At 60.7% G+C, this 18,659-nt stretch carries 14 protein-coding genes, 1 tRNA gene and 1 pseudogene; 5 read left to right on the top strand and 11 right to left on the bottom strand.

Going from position 1 to position 18,659, the window contains the following annotated elements; genetic code table 11:
* Position 1: 1 nt before the first annotated feature.
* The 11 genes and pseudogenes from AAIA72_RS09595 to AAIA72_RS09545 all read right to left on the bottom strand — a co-directional run bounded on the left by AAIA72_RS09595 (position 2) and on the right by AAIA72_RS09545 (position 9,909).
* Complete coding sequence (locus AAIA72_RS09595; protein WP_369600099.1) at positions 2-1,792, bottom strand: DUF4105 domain-containing protein; 1,791 nt, start codon at positions 1,790-1,792, stop codon at positions 2-4.
* Positions 1,793-2,003: 211 nt separating this feature from the next.
* Positions 2,004-2,477: a DUF3015 family protein gene (locus AAIA72_RS09590; protein ID WP_369600098.1), complete on the bottom strand. Its 474-nt coding sequence runs from the start codon at positions 2,475-2,477 to the stop codon at positions 2,004-2,006.
* Positions 2,478-2,888: 411 nt separating this feature from the next.
* On the bottom strand, positions 2,889-3,038 hold the full coding sequence (locus AAIA72_RS09585) for a hypothetical protein (RefSeq protein ID WP_369600097.1): 150 nt from the start codon (positions 3,036-3,038) through the stop codon (positions 2,889-2,891).
* Positions 3,039-3,055: 17 nt separating this feature from the next.
* Positions 3,056-4,015, bottom strand: a complete 960-nt coding sequence (locus AAIA72_RS09580; protein ID WP_369600096.1) for an ABC transporter ATP-binding protein — start codon at positions 4,013-4,015, stop codon at positions 3,056-3,058.
* Positions 4,016-4,027: 12 nt separating this feature from the next.
* The gene (locus AAIA72_RS09575) at positions 4,028-5,374 is read right to left on the bottom strand and encodes a GH1 family beta-glucosidase (protein WP_369600095.1); all 1,347 of its coding nucleotides are present in this window, start codon (positions 5,372-5,374) and stop codon (positions 4,028-4,030) included.
* Positions 5,375-5,394: 20 nt separating this feature from the next.
* Positions 5,395-6,249, bottom strand: coding sequence for a carbohydrate ABC transporter permease (locus AAIA72_RS09570; protein ID WP_369600094.1), 855 nt, complete (start codon positions 6,247-6,249; stop codon positions 5,395-5,397).
* Between the two features lies 1 nt (position 6,250).
* Entirely contained in the window at positions 6,251-7,255 is a 1,005-nt protein-coding gene (locus AAIA72_RS09565; RefSeq protein ID WP_369600093.1) for a carbohydrate ABC transporter permease, read from the bottom strand.
* Positions 7,256-7,320: 65 nt separating this feature from the next.
* Positions 7,321-8,565: an extracellular solute-binding protein gene (locus AAIA72_RS09560; RefSeq protein ID WP_369600092.1), complete on the bottom strand. Its 1,245-nt coding sequence runs from the start codon at positions 8,563-8,565 to the stop codon at positions 7,321-7,323.
* A gap of 26 nt (positions 8,566-8,591) precedes the next feature.
* Complete coding sequence (locus AAIA72_RS09555) at positions 8,592-9,404, bottom strand: substrate-binding domain-containing protein (RefSeq protein WP_369602991.1); 813 nt, start codon at positions 9,402-9,404, stop codon at positions 8,592-8,594.
* A 57-nt stretch (positions 9,405-9,461) separates the two neighbouring features.
* Positions 9,462-9,599, bottom strand: a pseudogene (locus AAIA72_RS09550) (LacI family DNA-binding transcriptional regulator); the annotation flags it as partial.
* 233 nt (positions 9,600-9,832) lie between these two features.
* A tRNA-Arg gene (locus tag AAIA72_RS09545) sits at positions 9,833-9,909 on the bottom strand.
* 143 nt (positions 9,910-10,052) lie between these two features.
* Here AAIA72_RS09545 and recC point away from each other — a divergent pair.
* The 5 genes from recC to recD are packed head-to-tail and all read left to right on the top strand — an operon-like array spanning position 10,053 to position 18,616.
* Entirely contained in the window at positions 10,053-13,283 is a 3,231-nt protein-coding gene (recC, locus tag AAIA72_RS09540; RefSeq protein WP_369600091.1) for an exodeoxyribonuclease V subunit gamma, read from the top strand.
* A complete protein-coding gene (locus AAIA72_RS09535) occupies positions 13,280-14,248 on the top strand; it encodes a UvrD-helicase domain-containing protein (protein ID WP_369600090.1) in 969 nt (322 codons plus the stop codon). Before recC ends, AAIA72_RS09535 begins: the two co-directional genes overlap by 4 nt.
* Positions 14,197-16,782 (top strand): UvrD-helicase domain-containing protein, encoded by a 2,586-nt coding sequence (locus tag AAIA72_RS09530; RefSeq protein WP_369600089.1) that lies wholly within the window; start codon positions 14,197-14,199, stop codon positions 16,780-16,782. The genes AAIA72_RS09535 and AAIA72_RS09530 overlap by 52 nt, the downstream gene beginning before the upstream one ends.
* Positions 16,779-17,105, top strand: a complete 327-nt coding sequence (locus tag AAIA72_RS09525) for a hypothetical protein (protein WP_369600088.1) — start codon at positions 16,779-16,781, stop codon at positions 17,103-17,105. The genes AAIA72_RS09530 and AAIA72_RS09525 overlap by 4 nt, the downstream gene beginning before the upstream one ends.
* On the top strand, positions 17,048-18,616 hold the full coding sequence (gene recD, locus AAIA72_RS09520; protein ID WP_369600087.1) for an exodeoxyribonuclease V subunit alpha: 1,569 nt from the start codon (positions 17,048-17,050) through the stop codon (positions 18,614-18,616). Before AAIA72_RS09525 ends, recD begins: the two co-directional genes overlap by 58 nt.
* The last annotated feature ends 43 nt before the right edge of the window (positions 18,617-18,659 follow it).

The following is an 18,659-nucleotide window of genomic DNA, read 5'->3' as shown; positions in this document are numbered from 1 at the left end:
CTCAATAGTACCACATCAGTGAGAGTGCCACGGACCAGGCGTGGTCGTCCTGCCCGCTGGCCAGGCGGAAGTCATGGTAGGTGCCTTCCAGGCGCAGCTGGCGATCCACACTCTGGTAGGCGGAAATGCCCACCCGGGTGCTTTGCTGATGGAAGCGGGCGCCGGCCAGATCATAACGCCGTGTCCACTCGGCCAGGACACTCCAGCCGGGGTGCTGGCTCAGCCACACGATACCGGGGCCGCTGCCGAGGTGGTAGCCCTTGTCCAGATCGGTGTCCGCATCGAGTTCCGTGCTGAGCAAAAAGGCCACCTGCTGTCCCATGAATGCATAGCTCAGTCCGGGCCCGGCCCTGAGATAGGCCACCAGTGGTGCTCCGGCGGACGCCGGCCGACGGAACCCGGTCGATACAAACCAGGACAGGGGCTTGAGGAAGGTATCCCGTGGCGTCAGTGAGGCGATGTCGAGCAGGCGGATTTCCTGTATCTGCACACGTTCATCTTCTGTCAGATAGCGGAGGCGGGCGTGGAACATTTCCAGGTGGGCACCCTTGATGTAGCCGGGTGCCGGGTCCAGCCAGTCGTGGTAGGCCATTCGCAGTCCATACTCAAGGTAGGCCTGATTGTCCGTATGCCCCAGTGTGAACTGATGGCGATGGGAGCGATGCCCCTGATCGTCCCGTGTGGCAGGCGGTTCGGGCTCCCGGAAGGCGTGAGTTGTGTCCAGCTTGCTGCGCTGAGACAGCAGTTTCAGCGAAAGTCTCGGCAGTGCTTCGCCCTCGCGCTTTTTCTTGATGGTCAGATAACGGGTGTACTGAAACGCCAGTTCGAGGATCTGTGCCTTGCGCGTCTCATCCAGACCATCGGGCAATGCTGTGACCTCTCCGGTCACCAGCGCCTTGGCCAGGTCCTTGTCTTCATCGGTCATCTGTTCCTGCATCGCCCTCATGCGCGTCAGAGAGGATGGCCGGAAGCGTGCCTCGCGAATGAGGCCGGCCCGGTTCAGGGCGCGCACGGTATCCGCAGGTATCACATCCGTGGAAAATCCATCCGAGAGATCAAGGCGTGGGCTGGCAGCGTCCAGAAGTGTCAGAAGCTGATAGGAGCAGTTTTCCGTGAAGAAGTAATAGTCAAAGCGGGTATCCTTGACTTCCCACGCATGACGAATGAACTGAGCCAGTTCGTCTTCGCGGATGTCCAGCTGGTATTCCCAGACATCACGGGCTTCCAGATAGCTGTATTCCTTCACCTTTTCATAATAAGGCAGCACCGAGAACAGCCCGGGATAGCCGCCGGTGAGCCCCTTGAAACTGAAGACGAGCTCGTTGTCGTTGGGATCTGCGTTGGCGGCATAATTGAGGCTGTAGTCCAACAGGTCGCTCTTGCGGTTTCGGCTGTCAATCCGCATCAGGGTATGACCGAACATGGACGAGGGGCTGTTGAGATAGGCCGCGGGAAAAATGAGCGTCAGCCCTGCAGCATCAATTTCATCCCGCCATTTCTCGAAGTCCGGACAGTTGCCCTGCGGTATGGGGTCGCTCAGCTGCTGATTGAGCCAGTGGAGGCGGGCGGGAAAGCGGCAGCGTGCGTCATTGCGGTTGCTTTGTAGTGCTTCGTAGGTGGCGATCAGCTCGGCTTCCGGATTTGTCGCCCCCTCGGGTGACAGGAAGAAGTCGGGGTCGTCCACCTGGCTCCGGTCAGGTGCGAGGAAACCCACCTGGTGATAGTGCAGCAGGTGGCGCCACTGTTTGGACTGTGCAAGGGTGCTGGCGCTCAGGCCTGCCTTGAGAGGCATGTGCGCGGCCGTCTGCACGGCGGTTGCCGGCATGGGCAGCAGGAGCGCGAGCAGGCATAGGCTGTGACGAATACAAATACGAACACATTCAAGCCAATTTGAACGCGGCTTGTGGGTAAAAAATGAAAAGAAGGCCATACCGTACCTGGTATTCCGAATGCGAAATCAAAAAGGGGTGCAGTGCACCCCCCATGTGGTTCAGCTGGACCGCTCAGCCAAGATACTTGGCAAGACGTGCATCACTGCTCAGAACACCGACCAGCGCATCATAGACATCGCCAGAGTTGGTGCGCTCGCTGGAGAAAATGCGATCAAAGTTGGCCTTGACCTGTGCCTTGAACAGGCCTTCATCCTGCTGCTGGATGCCAATCAGTTCGGCCAGCGCGGCAAGGGATTCACCTTCCCCAGCGGCAGAGTCCATGGCCAGTTGGTCCAGGTTGCTGTTGAGGAATTCGCCCACGCGTGCGGCCAGCGGGCCACCGGCATCTTCACAGCCCAGGGTGCCGGAGGTCATGCCGAAAGTCTGGTTGCCTGATGTGCCGTTGGTCGTGGCTGCCAGAACGTGCTCAACCCAGCTTTGCGGGTTCTTGAAAACCACGGCGGTACCCAGACCACAGCCGGCCGGATGGGCAGAGGCGAAGAAAGGTGCGGCTACCAGTGCGGCGCCCAGAATCAGTTTTTTCATGAATTATTCCCTTTTATCGATTGATTGAGCTTATGTATGCCCCGACGGATACTGCCTGGCTTCCTGTCAGGTTGCACCAGAAGTATAACAATTTTGCTCACGGCTACCATACCGTTATGCGCGGTATGTCGAAAAGAGTGATCTGAGTGGTATTTGGGCTATTCACGCGTGGGATCCCGACGCTCGCGGAAGTTGGCTTTGATGTGCCGGCAAGTTGTGCTAAATACTGGCCCGGCTTGAAGTGGCAGTCTGGATACCCCCTGGCCTTTTCCGTCATCGCAATATGCTTCCCGGGCCTGTTTCCTCCGCTGATCGGTCGCGTCTGGCGTGCCATCATCCGGATCAATGACGGCTGGTGATGACGGCGGTACCGCCTTGTATCGGTGTGGCTCCGAAACAAGGCGGTTGATCTCAGGCAGCCAGAGCTGCCGGATTGTTCCGGTTCAGACTGCGGCCTGTGGCTTCGTCAAAAACGTGCAGAGCATCCATGTTCAGATATGCCTGTACAGTGCTGCCGGTCTCGAACTGCATGTCTCCGGGCGCTTCACAGAGCAGTTCCACGGACCCCGCCTTGAGCGTCAGGTTGATGTACGCACCCAGAAGCTCCTGGTCAACAATCCGGAAGGACTGCGTGAGGCTGGCATGATGCTGAGTATCTGCGGGGGGAGCACGCTGACGTCAGACGGGCGGATGCCGACCTTGACCCGTTGCAGCGCCCGGGCGTTGGCCTGGAACCGTGGGGGGAGTGGCAACTGGAATCCGGGCGCCTGTATGGTCCAGTTGGAACCACCCAGTTTGGAGAGCTGCGCGTCGAAGATATTCATGGCGGGTGAGCCGATGAACTGGGCGACAAAAAGATTGGCCGGGTGATTGAACACCTGTTCCGGAGAGCCCACCTGTGCGATGACACCCTTTTCCATCACCACGATCCGGTCGGCCAGCGTCATGGCCTCAATCTGGTCGTGTGTGACGTAAATGGTCGTCGTGCCAAGCTGCCGGTGGAGCTGCTTGATTTCATGCCGCATCTCCGTGCGCAGCTTGGCATCAAGATTTGACAGAGGCTCGTCAAAGAGGAAAACCTCCGGTGTGCGTACCATCGCTCGCCCCATGGCCACACGCTGGCGCTGGCCGCCTGACAACGCTTTCGGCTTTCGGTCCAGCAGGTGCTCAAGGCGCAACATCTTGGCGGCCCACAAGACTTTCCTGTCGATTTCGTCCTTCTCGTATCCTTTCATTTTCAGGCCGAAGGCGATATTTTCGTACACGGTCATGTGCGGATAAAGGGCATAACTCTGGAATACCATGGCCAGATTGCGGTCCTTGGGATCCAGATCATTGACGAGGCGGTCACCGATGCAGACATCACCGGACGTCTGGGTCTCCAGCCCCGCCAGAATGCGAAGGATGGTGGATTTGCCACACCCTGACTCGCCCAGCAGCACCACAAACTCGCCGTCATCAATGCTGAGGGTAAAATTCCGAACCACTTCGGTGTCCCCGAATGCTTTCGTAATGTTCTTGTACTCCACGCGGGACATGATATTTCTCCGTTACTTGGGTCGCTGATTCAGATAGCGCGCAAACATGTGCGCACTGGTTTTGGGAATGCGGGCCTGAGTTTCATAATCCACGTACACCAGACCAAAGCGCTTGGTGTAACCTTCAGCCCACTCGAAGTTGTCCATCAGGCTCCAGCAGAAATAGCCACGTACATCCACTCCCTTCCTGACGGCTTCGCCCACCGCCTGCAGATGACTGATGTAGTAGCGGCAGCGCTGATCATCATTAACGATGCCGTTTTCCGGCTGATCGGCTGTCGCTGCGCCGTTTTCCGTAATATAGATGGGGGGCAGGTCATAGCGGGCATCCAGATCGGTCAGAAGCGCGGTCAGCGCCTGCGGCCAGATCTCCCAGCCGATGTCGGTGAGTTCACCACCTGCCTCGGTTGCAGGTACCACATCATAGGGAACGTCGCCATTGCGGTTGCGGCGGATCAGGTGCCGGGTGTAGTAGTTCACTCCCAGAAAGTCCAGCGGCGCCTGCATCAGTTCCAGGTCACCCTCCACGATCAGAGGCATGGCCGGTTCATGAAGCCGGGCGGTTACGGTGGGGTAGTGGCCGGTCATCAGGGGCTCCAGAAACCAGTAGCCCGAGTCTTCGTTATAGATCTCGCAAGCGGCCTGATCCGCCGGAGAGAGCGGGAATCCGGGGGTGAAGTTGAGTGTGATCCCTACTTTGGCATCCGGTGACGCGGTGCGCAGTCGTGGCACGGCCAGGCCATGGGCCAGCAAGAGGTGGTGTGCCGCTGCCAGGCCGTTAGCCAGACCTGTCTTGCCCGGTGCATGGATGCCCCAGCGATAGCCCAGATAGGCTGCACAGAAAGGTTCGTTGAGCGTACACCAGCCATCCACATTCTGACCGATGCTTTCGGCAACGGCCTGCACGTAGTCGGCAAAGAACCAGGCTGATTCCCGGTTCAGCCATCCCCCGCGGTCTTCCAGCCACTGAGGCATGTCCCAGTGATAGAGTGTCACCCAGGGAGAAATGCCGCGCTCGCGCAAACCGTCGACCAGTTGTTTGTAGAACTTCAGTCCTTCCGGATTGATCACGCCGGGTTCTGGCATCACCCGTGCCCAGGACACGGAGAACCGGTAGGCGTCGAAGCCCAGTTCGCGGATGAGATCCAGGTCCTGAGGCCAGCGATGATAGTGGTCGCAGGCGACGTCACCCGTATCCCCGTTTTTCACCTTGCCGGGCGTCCGGCAGAACACGTCCCAGATGGAATCGGTGCGACCTCCTTCATGGGAAGCACCTTCGATCTGAAAGGCCGCTGTTGCGACGCCAAAGGTGAAATTTTCCGGCAAATGCCGTGTGGCAGGTGTCAGATCATATGTCATTCAGTCTTCCTTTTGGATGATTAACCTTTTACCGCTCCGCTGGTCATGCCGGAAATGATCTGGCGCGAAGAGAACAGATAGAAAGCCAGAATGGGCAGCATGGAAATGGTGGTTCCGAGCATCACGGCACCCCAGGGGGTGTTGGGCAGGTTCTGAACACTGCGCAGGGCCAGGGTAATCACATAGTTTTCCGTGCTGTTCAGCACAACCAGCGGGTTGATGAAGTTGTTCCAGAAAAACACAAACTGGACGATTCCGACGGTCGCAAGGACCGGGCGCATGAGCGGCAGCGCAATTTTCCAGTAAGTCAGGAATTCGCCGGCACCATCCATTCGGGCTGACTCCAGCAGTTCTTTCGGGATTGATGCCACGACATACTGGCGCACCAGGAAAATGCAGAATGGTGTCGCGGTGAATGGCAGCCAGACGGCCAGGTGAGTATCCATGAGCCCCAGAAACTTGACCGTCAGATAGTAGGGAATCAGCCCCAGAACAGGCGGCACCATCATGGAACCGACCAGCACTCCGAACAGCAGATTCTTTCCCTTGAACCGGTATACCGCGAAGGCATAGCCGCCCATGCTGCAAAACATCAGGGATACAGCCGTCCCGAGAAGGGCGACATAGAAGCTGTTGAACATGGCCTGCCAGAAGGGCATGATTTCCATCAGCTTGTCATAGTTGGCCTGCAGCGCATTGCCGGGAGTAAGAATGATGTCCGTGCTGAAGATCATTTCCCGGCTGTGAGTGGACAGAATGGCCGACCACAGAAACGGAAAGACGGTCATCAGGGCGGAGATGATCAGCAGTGCCATGAGTCCAAGCATGGTGGCACGGATCAGCCAGGGTGTCAGGGATTCGAACAGGGTTTTCATGTCAGTGTTCTCCCAGGCCAGAGCGACCAAACAACTTGAAGTGGATGCCCGTGAGGATGCCGATGAGGATGAAGAGCATCCATGCAATGGCTGAGGCCACACCCATGTCCAGATACTCCCAGCCAATCTGGAAGAGATACATGGAGATGGTCATGGCGGAATGGCTGACGCCGCCGGTACCCCGTGTCAGGATGAAAGGCTCTTCGAAGAGCTGCAGGTTGCCAATGATGGTCAGTGTGACTGCAAAAAAGATGAACGGACGCAACAGAGGCAGGGAAATATGCCAGAAACGTCTGAAGGTGCTGGCACCATCCACGCGTGCCGCCTCATAGAGATCGCGGGGGATGGCCATCAGGCCGGTGCAATACAGTACAATGTTGAAACCGGTATACTTCCAGAACACCACGAAGGCAACGGCCGGCTTGACGAGAAACGCATCTTCCAGCCAGCGCAGGGGCATCACTTCTTTCACCCAGGCAAATGCCCAGCCGAACAGATCCGAGTCGGAAAGTGCCATCAGCGTCTTGTTGATGATGCCCGTGTTGGGCGAATACATGTTGAAGAACACCAGGGAAACGGCCACTGTCGAAGTGACGTAAGGTACGAAATAGGCGGATGTCAGCCACTGTCGCAGACGCTCGCCAAGACCCACCAGAATGCAGGCCACGGGTATGGCGACCAGATGCTGGGCGGCACCGGATACAATGGCGAGCCAGACAGTGTTGTAGAGGGATTTCCACAATACCGGATCTCCGAGCGCAAGCGCGTAGTTCTCCAGGCCGGTGTATTCCATCGAGTCCAGCCCCTTGATGGGATTCCAGACATGGAACGACAGGTAAACCGAGAACAGCAAGGGAAACACCCCGAACATCAGAAACAGCAGGATATAGGGCATCAGAAACAGGTAGGGCGCGGAACCCCTTGGCGGATTGAACAGACGCCAGATCCGGCCAAGAGGACGGGGCCCGGCGGATGTCTTGTCGAGAGACTCAAGCGTTGCAGTCATGGCGATTCTCGCAGGTCAGCAGGTCCAACAGAACGGGGATCCGAAGATCCCCGGAATTGCGGCAATCACAGCGCACGCAGGCGGCGCTTGAGCAGACGCTCGGCGTCCTGAAGCGCTTCCTTCACATCACGGCCGTTGTCCAGCACTTCCATGAGTGCGTTGTCGAAGACCATGGAGCGGGCGATATGATCACCTTTGGCCGGTTTCACGGGTCTGACCTTCTGTGCGATCTCGGCGAAGAGGCGCCGCGCTTTCTGGCCACCGAGAAACTCGATGGGCTCATCAAACATCGGGTCGCTATAGGTATTCACATTGGACGGGAATGCGGCAATGGTCCGGAAGGCGAGCAACTGAATCTCGGGATTGAGCGTCATGAACCGGATGAGCTCCCAGGCTTCCTTCTTGTGCTGGCTTTGCTTGGGAATGGCGAGGAAAGATCCGCCCCAGCTGCCATAGATGCCATCAGGCAGATTGCTGACGCGCCATTTTCCGGCAGTCTGCGGCGCAATCCAGTTCTTCAGATGCCCCAGCAGCCAGGCTCCGGAAAGCTGGGTAGCAACAGTGCCGGTCTTGAAGGATTCATACCATTCATTGGTCCAGGAGCTGATTCGGGCGTCAAGACCCAGGTCGCGGATCTTCTTCGCCGTTTCAAAGGCGCGGACAAAGCGGTCTGATGTGATCAGCGAGTTGCCCTTGGCATCAAAATAGATACCGTTGCCTTCTTCAACTGTCGTCATGATAATGGCTTCAGCCACATCTGCCGCACTGGCAATCAGATAGATGCCTTCCTTCTTCAGCTTTTTGCCGTAATCAATATAGCTGTCCCAGCTCTTGATCACTTCGTTCATGTCCACGCCCATTTTCCGGGCCACGTCATGACGGTAGTACATGACGCCGGGTCCGAGGTCCACGGGGATACCATACTGGTCACCCTTGTCGTCCTGGCCCTGTGCCCACGCATAAGGCGCGAAATCGCTTTCATACTGATCGGCGTTAAAGGTTTTCGATAGGTTGACCAGGCCGCCCGACTGGGCAAAAGCTCCGATTTTGGCGACATCCACCACAACCACATCACCCGCACCTGAACCCGTGGCCAGGTTGGTCGTGAGCTTGTTATGGTGATCGCCCCAGTTGTTCATCAGGTAGTCCACCTCAATATCAGGGTGCGCCTTCCTGAACTCGGGGAGGATTTTTTTCAGGCTGCTGTCAAAATCCGGAAAGCCGTCGAAACGGATCTTGGTCTCGGCGTGGACGGGGGACAGTGCCGTCAGGCTTGCCAGTGTCAGTCCCAAAGCAAGTTTTCTTATCATTGTGTCTCTCCAGTTGTTTTTGGGGGTTACCGGGGAGGCCGGGTGGACTCCCTGACTACAAGTGCGGGACGCAGACGCCCTTCAACGACGCCGCGACCCTTTCCTTGCATTCTTTCAAGTGCCAGCCTGCCTGCCCGCAGCCCCATTTCCTTCACGGGGAAGTGTATCGTAGTCAGGCGGGGAATGACGTGACGTGCGAACATCACATCGTCAAAGCCCACCACGGAAATGTCATCCGGGACAGACTTGCCGGCATTGCGGAATGCCTCAATGGCACTGACCGCAATGAAATCGTTGGCACAGAATACAGCCGTAAAAGTGTCATCCCTTGCCATGAGCGCCTGTGCGGGTACATAGCCGCCGCCATCGGCGTAATGTCCGTGTACCAGCCATTGCGGATTCCAGGGGACTTCCGCTTCCATCAGCGCCCGCCGGAAGCCTGCGATACGTTCGTTGGAGTCCGACTTGTCAGCGGGGCCCGCGATGCAGGCGATGCGGGTATGCCCCAATTCCAGCAGATGGCGGGTGGCCAGATAACCGCCCTTTTCGTTGTCCAGCCAGATGCAGGTATCGGCCAGGGGTTCGACAAACCGGTTGATGATGACCAAGGGGGTGCCTTCATCTGCCAGGCGGGCAAGATAGGCATTCGGAACTTCGTTGACATGCAGGATCAGGGCATCACAACGGCGTTCCTGCAGGAAGCGGATGGCCTGCTTTTCTTCCTCAAGATGGTCGTTGCCGGCGGTCACAAACAGATGAATCCCTGCCTCGCGCAGCACGCTCTCTGCGTGATGCATGATTTCACCATAGAAGGGGCCGCCCAAGGTTCCGACGACCATGCCGGCGCTATGTGACCGGCGTGTGACCAGTGACTTGGCGAAGGCATTCGGACGATAACCCAGTGCCTCGACGGCATCCAGTACGCGCTGACGGTTGATATCCGAAACGCGGGTATTGCCGTTCAGCACTCTGGAGACGGTTGCCTGTGAGACACCCGCCCGGATGGCGACTTCTTTGATCGTTGTCATCAGTTCTTTTCGTTCTGCTTGAAAGCGTTTACACGAACAACTCTAAACGATTTTGGGGTCGAATGAAAGCGCTTACATCATAAAAGTTCCGCCTCCCGATTTTCAAGCGGGCCGGTTGTATGGCTTCAGCAGTGAGTCACACTGCGCCCGAGTGCAAAAACCACCGGAACACAACGCAGGCGGACCGCATTGCAGGCGGGTTTGATCTGAACGATGTGGCTTGGGGGAGGAGAATAAGATGGCGCGCCCGAGAGGATTCGAACCTCTGGCCTTTGCCTCCGGAGGGCAACGCTCTATCCAGCTGAGCTACGGGCGCACATTCGTGTGAACGGGCAGCGATTATAGCGGAAAGGATTGCGGCCATGCAACGCAGCGCGCCTGAAAAATTTTTCGGGTAGGCAGGTGGCGCAAAGCTGTGGCAAGCTTAGGGAGTCACGTACTGAAGGATCAGCCGCACCCATGCTCCATCTTCACAGCAGCAACCGACTTGAATATCTGGCAGAAACACTGGTGGCCCATCTGCGCCACCAGCCCGCCGCACACCCGCTGACGCCTGTTTCCATTGCCGTGCCGCATCCGGGTGTTCAGCACTGGCTGAGCCTGTATCTGGCCGAGGCCGACGGCATTGCCATGAACTATGACTTTCCGCTGGCCAGCCGCTTCATGTGGCGCCAGGTGCGTCGTCTCTGCGCAGATCTGACGGACGGAGAACGCTGGACCCGGGAGGTCATGGCCTGGTCGCTCCATGACCTCATGGGGCGGCCCGAATGGGCATCCGATCCCGTGTTCGAGGTGCCGCGCCGTTATATCGAGCGCACCCGGTCTGCCGGAGGTCGCTACCAGCTGGCCGCGGAAATTGCAGACCTGTTCGAACAGTACCTCATGTACCGGCCCGACATGCTGCGCAAATGGCAGGCCGGCGAAGACCCGAATGACTGGCAGGCCTGCCTGTGGCGTGCACTGGCCGGCGGCGAGACGACCCCTGTGGATCAGCTCCATGCCGCCCTGGAGGCCGCCCGGGGCAGACCGGCCGGGATGAGCGCCGACACCCTGCGCCTGTTTGCACTGCACATGCTGCCGCCGGTCTGGCTGGAACTGCTGGATGCGCTGGCACAGACCCAGGATGTGCATGTATACGTACTCAACCCTTCCGAGGCCTGGTGGGGCGACCTGCGGTCGCGGCGTCAGCAGCTCGGCGAAGCGGCCCGGGCACTGCGTCTGGGCCAGCCCGTCACGCCGCCGGATACGGAAACCCTCTCACTGCAGGAGGGGCACCCGCTGCTGGCCCAGCTCGGTCGTCAGGGGCAGGCCTGGCTCAACTCGCTGGCGGAGCGGGACACGGGATCAGGGCAGCAGGTCTGGGTCGAGCCACAGGCTTCACATACGCTGGCTGCCCTGCAGGGCTCGTTGCTGACACTGGAGCCGGAGCGTGCCCGAACCGGGCAGATGGATGGCAGCTTTCAGATCGTCTCCGCCCACAGTCCGCTGCGCGAAGTACAGGCCCTGCATGACTGGCTTCTGGCGCGTTTCGAGGCGGATCCCACGCTGAAGCCCCGGGACGTCGTGGTGATGACCCCTGAAATCGAGCGTTATGCGCCCGTGGTCGAAGCGGTCTTCGACCTGACGGGCAGCACGCAGGACACCCGGCTGCCTGCCACGTTGTCTGACCGCCGTGCCGCGGATGCCGACCCGCTGATCCGCGCCTTCCTGGCGTTGCTGAGTCTGCCCGAGTCCCGGCTCGAAAGGGGCTGGGTACTGGATCAGATGCGCCTGCCCGCAGCCCGGTCGCGCTGGGGCTGGGGTGAGGACGCATTGCAGCGTATTGAACAGTGGATGGATCAGGCGGCCATCTACCGCGGCCTGGATGCAGAACACCTCAGATCACAGGGACTGCCGCCGCGTGACCAGTTTACCTGGCTGCAGGGGTTGCGGCGCCTGCTGCTGGGTGCCGTGATGGGCGATGCGCCGGTGGTGCTGGAGGGCGCGCAACTGGTCACGGTGCCGGATGTTCCGGACGCCGAGGCCCTCTCCCTGGCGGGCAAGGTGATGCAGTTTATCGACCACCTGCAGGCGGCCCGCCGGGCATTGTGTCAGGAACGCACCGCGGAGGCGTGGTCGGTGCTGCTGCTCGAGACCCTTCAGGACCTCTATGCCGAGACGCCGGACACCGGTGCCAGTTGGCAACAGATCCGTGATGCTCTGCGTGCCTGGGTGCAGGCTGTCCAGCGGGCCGGTGTCAGCGCGCCGCTGCCCCTGGCCGTGGTACGCGCCGCGCTGCGGCGGTCGCTGGGCGATCATCAGGTGCAGGGCGGATACCTCGCCGGTCGTGTGACCTTCTGTTCCCTGGTGCCGCTGCGCAGTGTGCCATTCAGGATTGTCTGCCTGCTCGGCCTCTCTGCGGACAGCTTTCCTCGCAACCGGCCGCCGCTGCCCTTTGACAAGATGGCCGAAGCCCCACGTTGGGGGGACCGCTCACGGCGGGATGATGACCTCTATCTGTTCCTGGAGTCCATTCTCTCCGCCCGGGACGGCCTCTATCTCAGCTACGTGGGCCGCTCCATCCGGGACGACAGTGTCTGTGAACCGGCCTGGCCGCTGAAGACCCTGATGGATGTTGTGGGGATTGAACGGCCGGTACAGTTGCCCCTGCAGCCCTTTGATCCGGCCCATTACACACCGGGGGCACCGCTGCAATCCCATGATGCGCGCTGGCTGAAGGTCGCACAGCACCTTTCCGGCATTGCAGAAGGCGAGCCGCCCGGCGAACCGGAAAGCACGCCCCTGCAGGTCCGGCTGCCCGAAGTCCTGACGCTGGACTTCATCGTCAAGCTGCTGGACGATCCGGTCGGCCAGTTTGCCAGGCAGGTACTGGGACTGAAGCTGGATGAGGTGGAACGGGACCCTGAGGCCGAGCCGTTTGTGCTGGGCGGACTGGAAGGCTGGCAAATTCGTGACCGTTGGCTGCGGGAGTCCCTGAAGGCGCCGGATCGGTTGCCGGAGCTGAGAAAACAGGTGATGTATGGCGGGCTGTTGCCGGCGTCGCCGGATCCCGAAGCACTGCTGGACACGGAGATACGGGTGGCCGAGGACATGGCTCAGGCGTTACGGACCGCAGCGGGAGGCCACGCACCACAGTGGACGGAGCGCCAGGTCATGCTGGATAACGGCCACACTTTGCAGGTTGGATTCTGGAAGGCGGACAAAGAGATCTTTCTGGCCAGCCCCTCGCGCCTCAAGGGCAAGCATCGTGTTCAGGCCCGGCTCCTGGCCCGGATACTGAAGGCTGCCGGTGAAGACGATCTGGCGAATGCCGGGATTCGGGTATTGGGGCGCGCCGGGGACAAAGTGGACGAATACAGCTGTCCCCCGGTCAACCTTTCGGGCCCGCAGGCGCTTGAGTTGCTGAACCGGTTGGTCGATCTGCTCCATGTATTCTGGTCCGCACCGGTTCCCCTGCCACTGGATGCCTGGTTCAACGAACAGAAAAGGGATGGCCTCAAGGCACTGGATGTCCCCGCGACCTGGGAGAAGTGGTGGATGGCGTCAGAGGGGTGGAGCGACAATTCGCGCCCGAACGGTGAAAAGATGCCTTATGCCCTGTTCTGGTCAGTCCGGCCGGATTGGCAGGATGACTGGGCACAGGTACTGGCATCGCTCTGGACACTGTTCAGTGAAGGGGACAGCCAATGACCGGGACGCACAACATGCAGACACTGGACCTGACCGCGGTGCCCCTTTCCGGCGTGCATCTGATCGAAGCCTCCGCCGGTACGGGCAAAACCTACAACATTACCCGCCTGTTTGTACGGGCACTGCTTGAGAAAAAACTGACTGTACGCGATATCCTGGTGGTGACCTTTACCGAAGCCGCCACTCAGGAACTCCGGGGGCGCATCGGAGAATACCTGGTCCAGCTCAACGCCAGGTGGGCCACACAAACCACCGAGGATCCCTTTGAGCAATGGTTGTTTGCACGGCATGACGCCGCAACAGCGCGGTTGCTCCTGGCCTCGGCCTCACAGGATCTGGATCTGGCAGAGATCCACACCATCCATGGCTTTTGCTCGCGAGTGCTGAAGGAACAGGCCTTTCAGAGCGGGGAGCCCTTTGACCAGGAGGTCGAGACGGACGGTGACCGCCTTCTGATTGAGGCCGCCAGGGATTACTACCGTCTCCTGACGGACGATCCGGATCAATATCATTACACCCGCGAACTGTGGCCCACACCGGAGGCCTGTGTCGGGGCCCTGAAGGCGGCACTCGGCAATACCCTGGTCCGGCTGCCGGAAGATGACGAGGCAGTGATGTCACCCGCAGAGCTCGGGCGACTGGTGGCACAGGTGCGCGCAGACATCCAGGGTGCGCTTCAGGAGGACGCCAGACGACCCAAACCCACACAGGACGCGGAAAAGTTTGCACAATGGCTTGCCGCTTTCGAGCCGCTCCTGGAGCGCTTTGTTTCGGATGACGGCGAGGCGGACCCGGAACTGCTGCGGGCGATTCAGGACGAAGCACCCTTTCCCCCAATCCGCGTTCAAAGCATTTCAAGGCGGTCACGGCTGAGGGCGCGCCCTTCGACCAACTCAAGGCACGGGTCCGGGAGATGGCGCAACGGTCCGGAAAAGCCGCGGTCCGGGAAGCTGTCCGCTGGATAAGGGAGCGGGTGGAATGGTTGCGCCGCCAGCGGAACGTCATGGACTTCAGCGCCATGATCCAGCGGGTGCACGAAGCGGTGGCACGGGAGCCGGACTCCATGCTCGCCCGGGCGCTGGCAAAACGTTATCCGGTCATGCTGGTGGATGAATTTCAGGATACGGACCGGGCCCAGTTCGATATCTTCTACACCCTGGCGCGCGTCAGGGATGAACACGGCCTGTTCATGATCGGCGACCCCAAGCAGGCCATCTACCGCTTCCGCGGCGGGGATGTGCATACGTACCTCCGGGCCCGCGAGCAGGCAGATCAGGCCTGGACACTGGGGGGCAACTGGCGCTCCACCGCGCAGATGGTGGAGGCCTATAACGCCATATTCAGCGCCAGAGAAGACGTGTTCGGGCAGGTGGGTATCCGCTATCAACCGGTGACCGCAGCCCAGTCGCCGCACAAGCTGGGCACGCTGATCGATCCCGGCCAGACGGATGCAGCCGTGGTGATTCCTGTCTTGCATGAAAACGGGGCGGATAAAGATCAGGATGACGACAAGGAACTGTCCGCCGATGAGCTCAAGCGCCTGGCCTGTGCGTGGTGCGCACAGGAAGCCCGCCGTCTCTTGCAGGAGGCGCAGATCCGCGGTGAGAATGAAACCAGGCCGCTGCGTGGCAGGGACATGGCCTTTCTGGTTCGCAGTCATGGTCAGGCGGAAATGGTCATGCAGGCCTTGCGGGAAGCAGGGCTCACGGCAGCGGCTGCGAAGTCCCGCAAGCGGGTTTTTGAAACGCCGGAGGCTACCCATTTGCGGTTCTTCCTGCGCGGTGTGCTCCATGCGGAACAGGAGCAGGCCTTCCTGACGGCGCTGGCCACCCCCTGGGCAGGCCTGAACACACAGGCACTCTTTCGCCTGAAGGAAGACCCCGAGGCGTGGCAGACCTGGTATGAGCGTTTTGTCCGCTGGCGTGAGCTCTGGCAACGGGGCAGGGTACTGGCCATGCTCCACGAGGCATTTTTCGGCTACTACTGCTTGCAGGATCAAAGCTCCCACCGGAGCCTGACCAACCTGTTCCATCTTGCCGAACTCATGCAGCAGGCGGCGCTGAAACATCCGGCGCCTGAAGATCAGCTTGCCTGGCTGGAAAGCGCGCTCGCCAACCCTGCTGCCGAACCGGAAGGGACAGAATTGCGGCTGGAGCGGGATGATGATGTCATCACCGTCATGACCATGCACGGCGCCAAGGGGCTGGAATTCCCGGTGGTCTTCCTGCCGTTCGCGGATTACACCGAGTCGAACAGAACCGGCAGTGTCGCGGTCATTCCCGGCAGGGACGGGCTGGAACTGGGACTGATTTCTGACCCATCCGTGAAGGAAAGAGACACCCGGGAAGCGGAAGAGGAGTCCATGCGGCTGTTCTATGTGGCACTGACCCGGCCCATCTACCGCTGTTACATGCCCTGGCTCGGGCAGGAAAAAACCACACGGGGAGGGAGCCTGCCGCCGCCTCTCGCCGCAGCGCTGGGCGGTGCCGGTGCGTTCGGACAACTGAAGACCCTGGCCGAAGCCCACCCTTCGGCCATCCGGGTGCTGGAAGACGCTGCCACCCTCAGGCCGGCGCGTTCAACGACAGAAAATGAGTCCGCGTCCACTGGCGCAGACCTGACCAATGAAACCGTGCTGGTCCACAAGCCGTTTAACGGCAATATAGACCGGCACTGGCGCGTTCTGTCCTTCACCGCCCTGGCCCGCGGACTGCACGACCCCGAACAACAGATCCGCCCCGAACGGGATGATGACGACCGGGCCGTCACCGGGCCGGCGCAGCCGCTACCCCTGCGCTTTCGCATGAGGCCGGGCGCCCAGACCGGTGAAATTCTCCACGCCCTGCTGGAACATGCGGATTTCACCCGGCCCGACTGGCCGGCTCTCGCGGACACCTGGGCGCAGGGGGCCGGACTGGACCCACAGGACCGCGATGAACTGACGCAGTGGATGGATGAAGTCCTGGACACGCCCATACCGCTGCCGGAAGGCCCGGTCAGGCTGCGTGACCTGCCTGCCGAACGCACCCTGCGTGAAGCGGAGTTCTTTTTCCCGACTCATGCCTCCGTCAACCGGATTCAGGAGGCACTGGCCGACTGGCGTGATGGCCAGCCGGTCCACCTGAGTCTGAAAACGGTGGAAGGCATGATGCGCGGGTTCATTGACCTGATCTTCGAGGCCAACGGACGATACTGGGTGGCGGACTACAAATCCACCTGGCTGGGAGGCCGGACGGATGACTACTCCGCAGCCGCCATCGCGGAGAACATGGCCGAGCATCATTATGACCTGCAGGGGCTCATCTACAGCGTGGCGCTGCACCGGCTGTTGCGGCAGCGCCTGCCGGACTACGATCCCGGACGCCATCTGGGAGGGATGGTCTATCTGTATCTGCGGGGCATGGCGCCCGAAACCGGCACCGGTGTGGCGGTCACCTGTGTGCCGGTCGGGGTGCTGCACCGCTGGGATGCGTTGTTTGCGGGGGAGGCCGAGGCATGAAGCGACAGGACTGGAAACATGTGGCAGCGCGACTGGGCGAGGTGGACTACGGACAGTGGGCTGCCGTCACCGAGATGTTGTCCCTCTATCATCTGGAAAACGACGCGGACCGCACGCTGCTGGCTCACGTCGCGCTGGCACTGCTGCAGGCGCAGGCAGAAGGGCACGTGTGTCTGGATGTCAACCGTCTGGCCGGTACCCGGCTCTGGACCGACGCACAAGCGGAACCCCCCCGGAGGGCTTTCAATTTCCCGGTCCGGAGCGATTGCATGCCCTGCTCAGCGAGCTGTCGCCGGTCTCGCCGGACGATCCCGAGCCGCTGAAGTACGATCCGCCACGTCTATACACCCGGCGCATGTGGACGCTGGAGCAGGAGCTGGCCGAACGGCTGGGTCGCAAGTACCGGCAACCGGTGGAACTGCCCGATGAGGCATCCGTCCGGGCCCGGATCAGCCAGCTGTTCAAGGGGACGTCGGCGGAGGACGTGGACTGGCAGCGTGTTGCCGTGGCTCATGCGCTGCGCCACGCCCTGACCGTCCTCACGGGCGGGCCGGGTACGGGCAAGACCACCACCGTCACCCGGCTGCTGGTGGCACTCGCGGCCCTGTCCGCCAGACCGGTGGCCATGGCCCTGGCCGCACCCACCGGAAAGGCCGCACAGCGGCTGACCGAGTCCATCATCGGGCAGAAACAGCGGCTGCTCAATGAAGGCGTGGATGCACAACTTCTCCGTGCCATTCCGGAAGAAGCCTGTACCGTACACCGTCTGCTGGGTGTTCGCGGTGGTTCGGGCGGCTTCATCCATGGCGAAGACAAGCCGCTGGATCTGGATGTGCTGGTGGTGGATGAAGTGTCCATGCTGGATCTGCCGCTGATGACGGCCCTGTTCCGGGCGCTGCCGGACAAGACACGCGTGATCCTCATCGGCGACCCGGATCAGCTCCCGGCGGTGGGCGTGGGCGGCATCCTTGCCGAGCTGGTGCGCGAACCGGATGAACACTACCTGAAGGACGATGCGAGTTGGATTGAGGCCGTCACTGGCCAGACGGTGCCTGTGTCGACCCATGTCGGCGCCCCCTGGCATACCGCCCTGTACCACAGCCGCCGTTTTGATCCGGGCAGCGGTATCGGGCGGCTCGCCCGGGCATTGCAGAACGGGCAACTGGCCCTGGCTGCCGACATTCTGGCCAATCCCCCCGCGGAGGACCTGTGCTGGCATCCGCTCTGGGAAGCGCAAACCCTCCTCGACGCCGGCAAGTCTCACTGGCGCCGGTTGTTGCAGGCCAAAACACCGGACGAAGCCTTCGAGGCGCTCAAGACCTTCCGGGTGCTGACGCCTTTGCGTCAGGGCCCCTGGGGGGTGGAGCAGCTCAACCCGCTGATCGAGCAGCACCTGGGGGTGGGGGCCGGCACGGCTTCGGGGCCCTGGTACCAGGGGCGTCCCATCATGGTGACCCGCAACCATTACGGCGTCGGGCTGTTCAACGGTGACGTGGGGCTGATCTGGGAACAGGACGGACAGAAAGTGGCCCTGTTCGAATCGGAATCCGGCACAGGCTACCGGACATTCCCCGTTCACCGCCTGCCGGAAGTGGAAACCGTCTTCGCCATGACCATCCACAAGACGCAGGGCTCGGAGTTCGACGAGGTCCTGATGCTCCTGCCGGAAGACGCCGAACGTCTGCTCAGCCGGGAGCTGATCTTCACCGGCCTGACCCGTGCAAAGCGGCGACTTACCCTTCTGGCCAGCGCAGATGTCTGGCAGACCGGTGTGGAACGGCGCATCGAGCGCGAAGGCGGATTGCGGCAGGCGTTGGAACGTGTGTTGCGGTAGGCCGTACCGTCTGAGCCTCTCGGCTGTTCGCTGAAGCCTGCGT

The organism is Thermohahella caldifontis, from assembly GCF_041153465.1.
Classification (GTDB): Bacteria; Pseudomonadota; Gammaproteobacteria; order Pseudomonadales; family Oleiphilaceae; genus Thermohahella; species Thermohahella caldifontis.
Note: the sequence above shows the minus strand (reverse complement) of the source record. Positions and strands in the feature narration are given on the sequence as shown.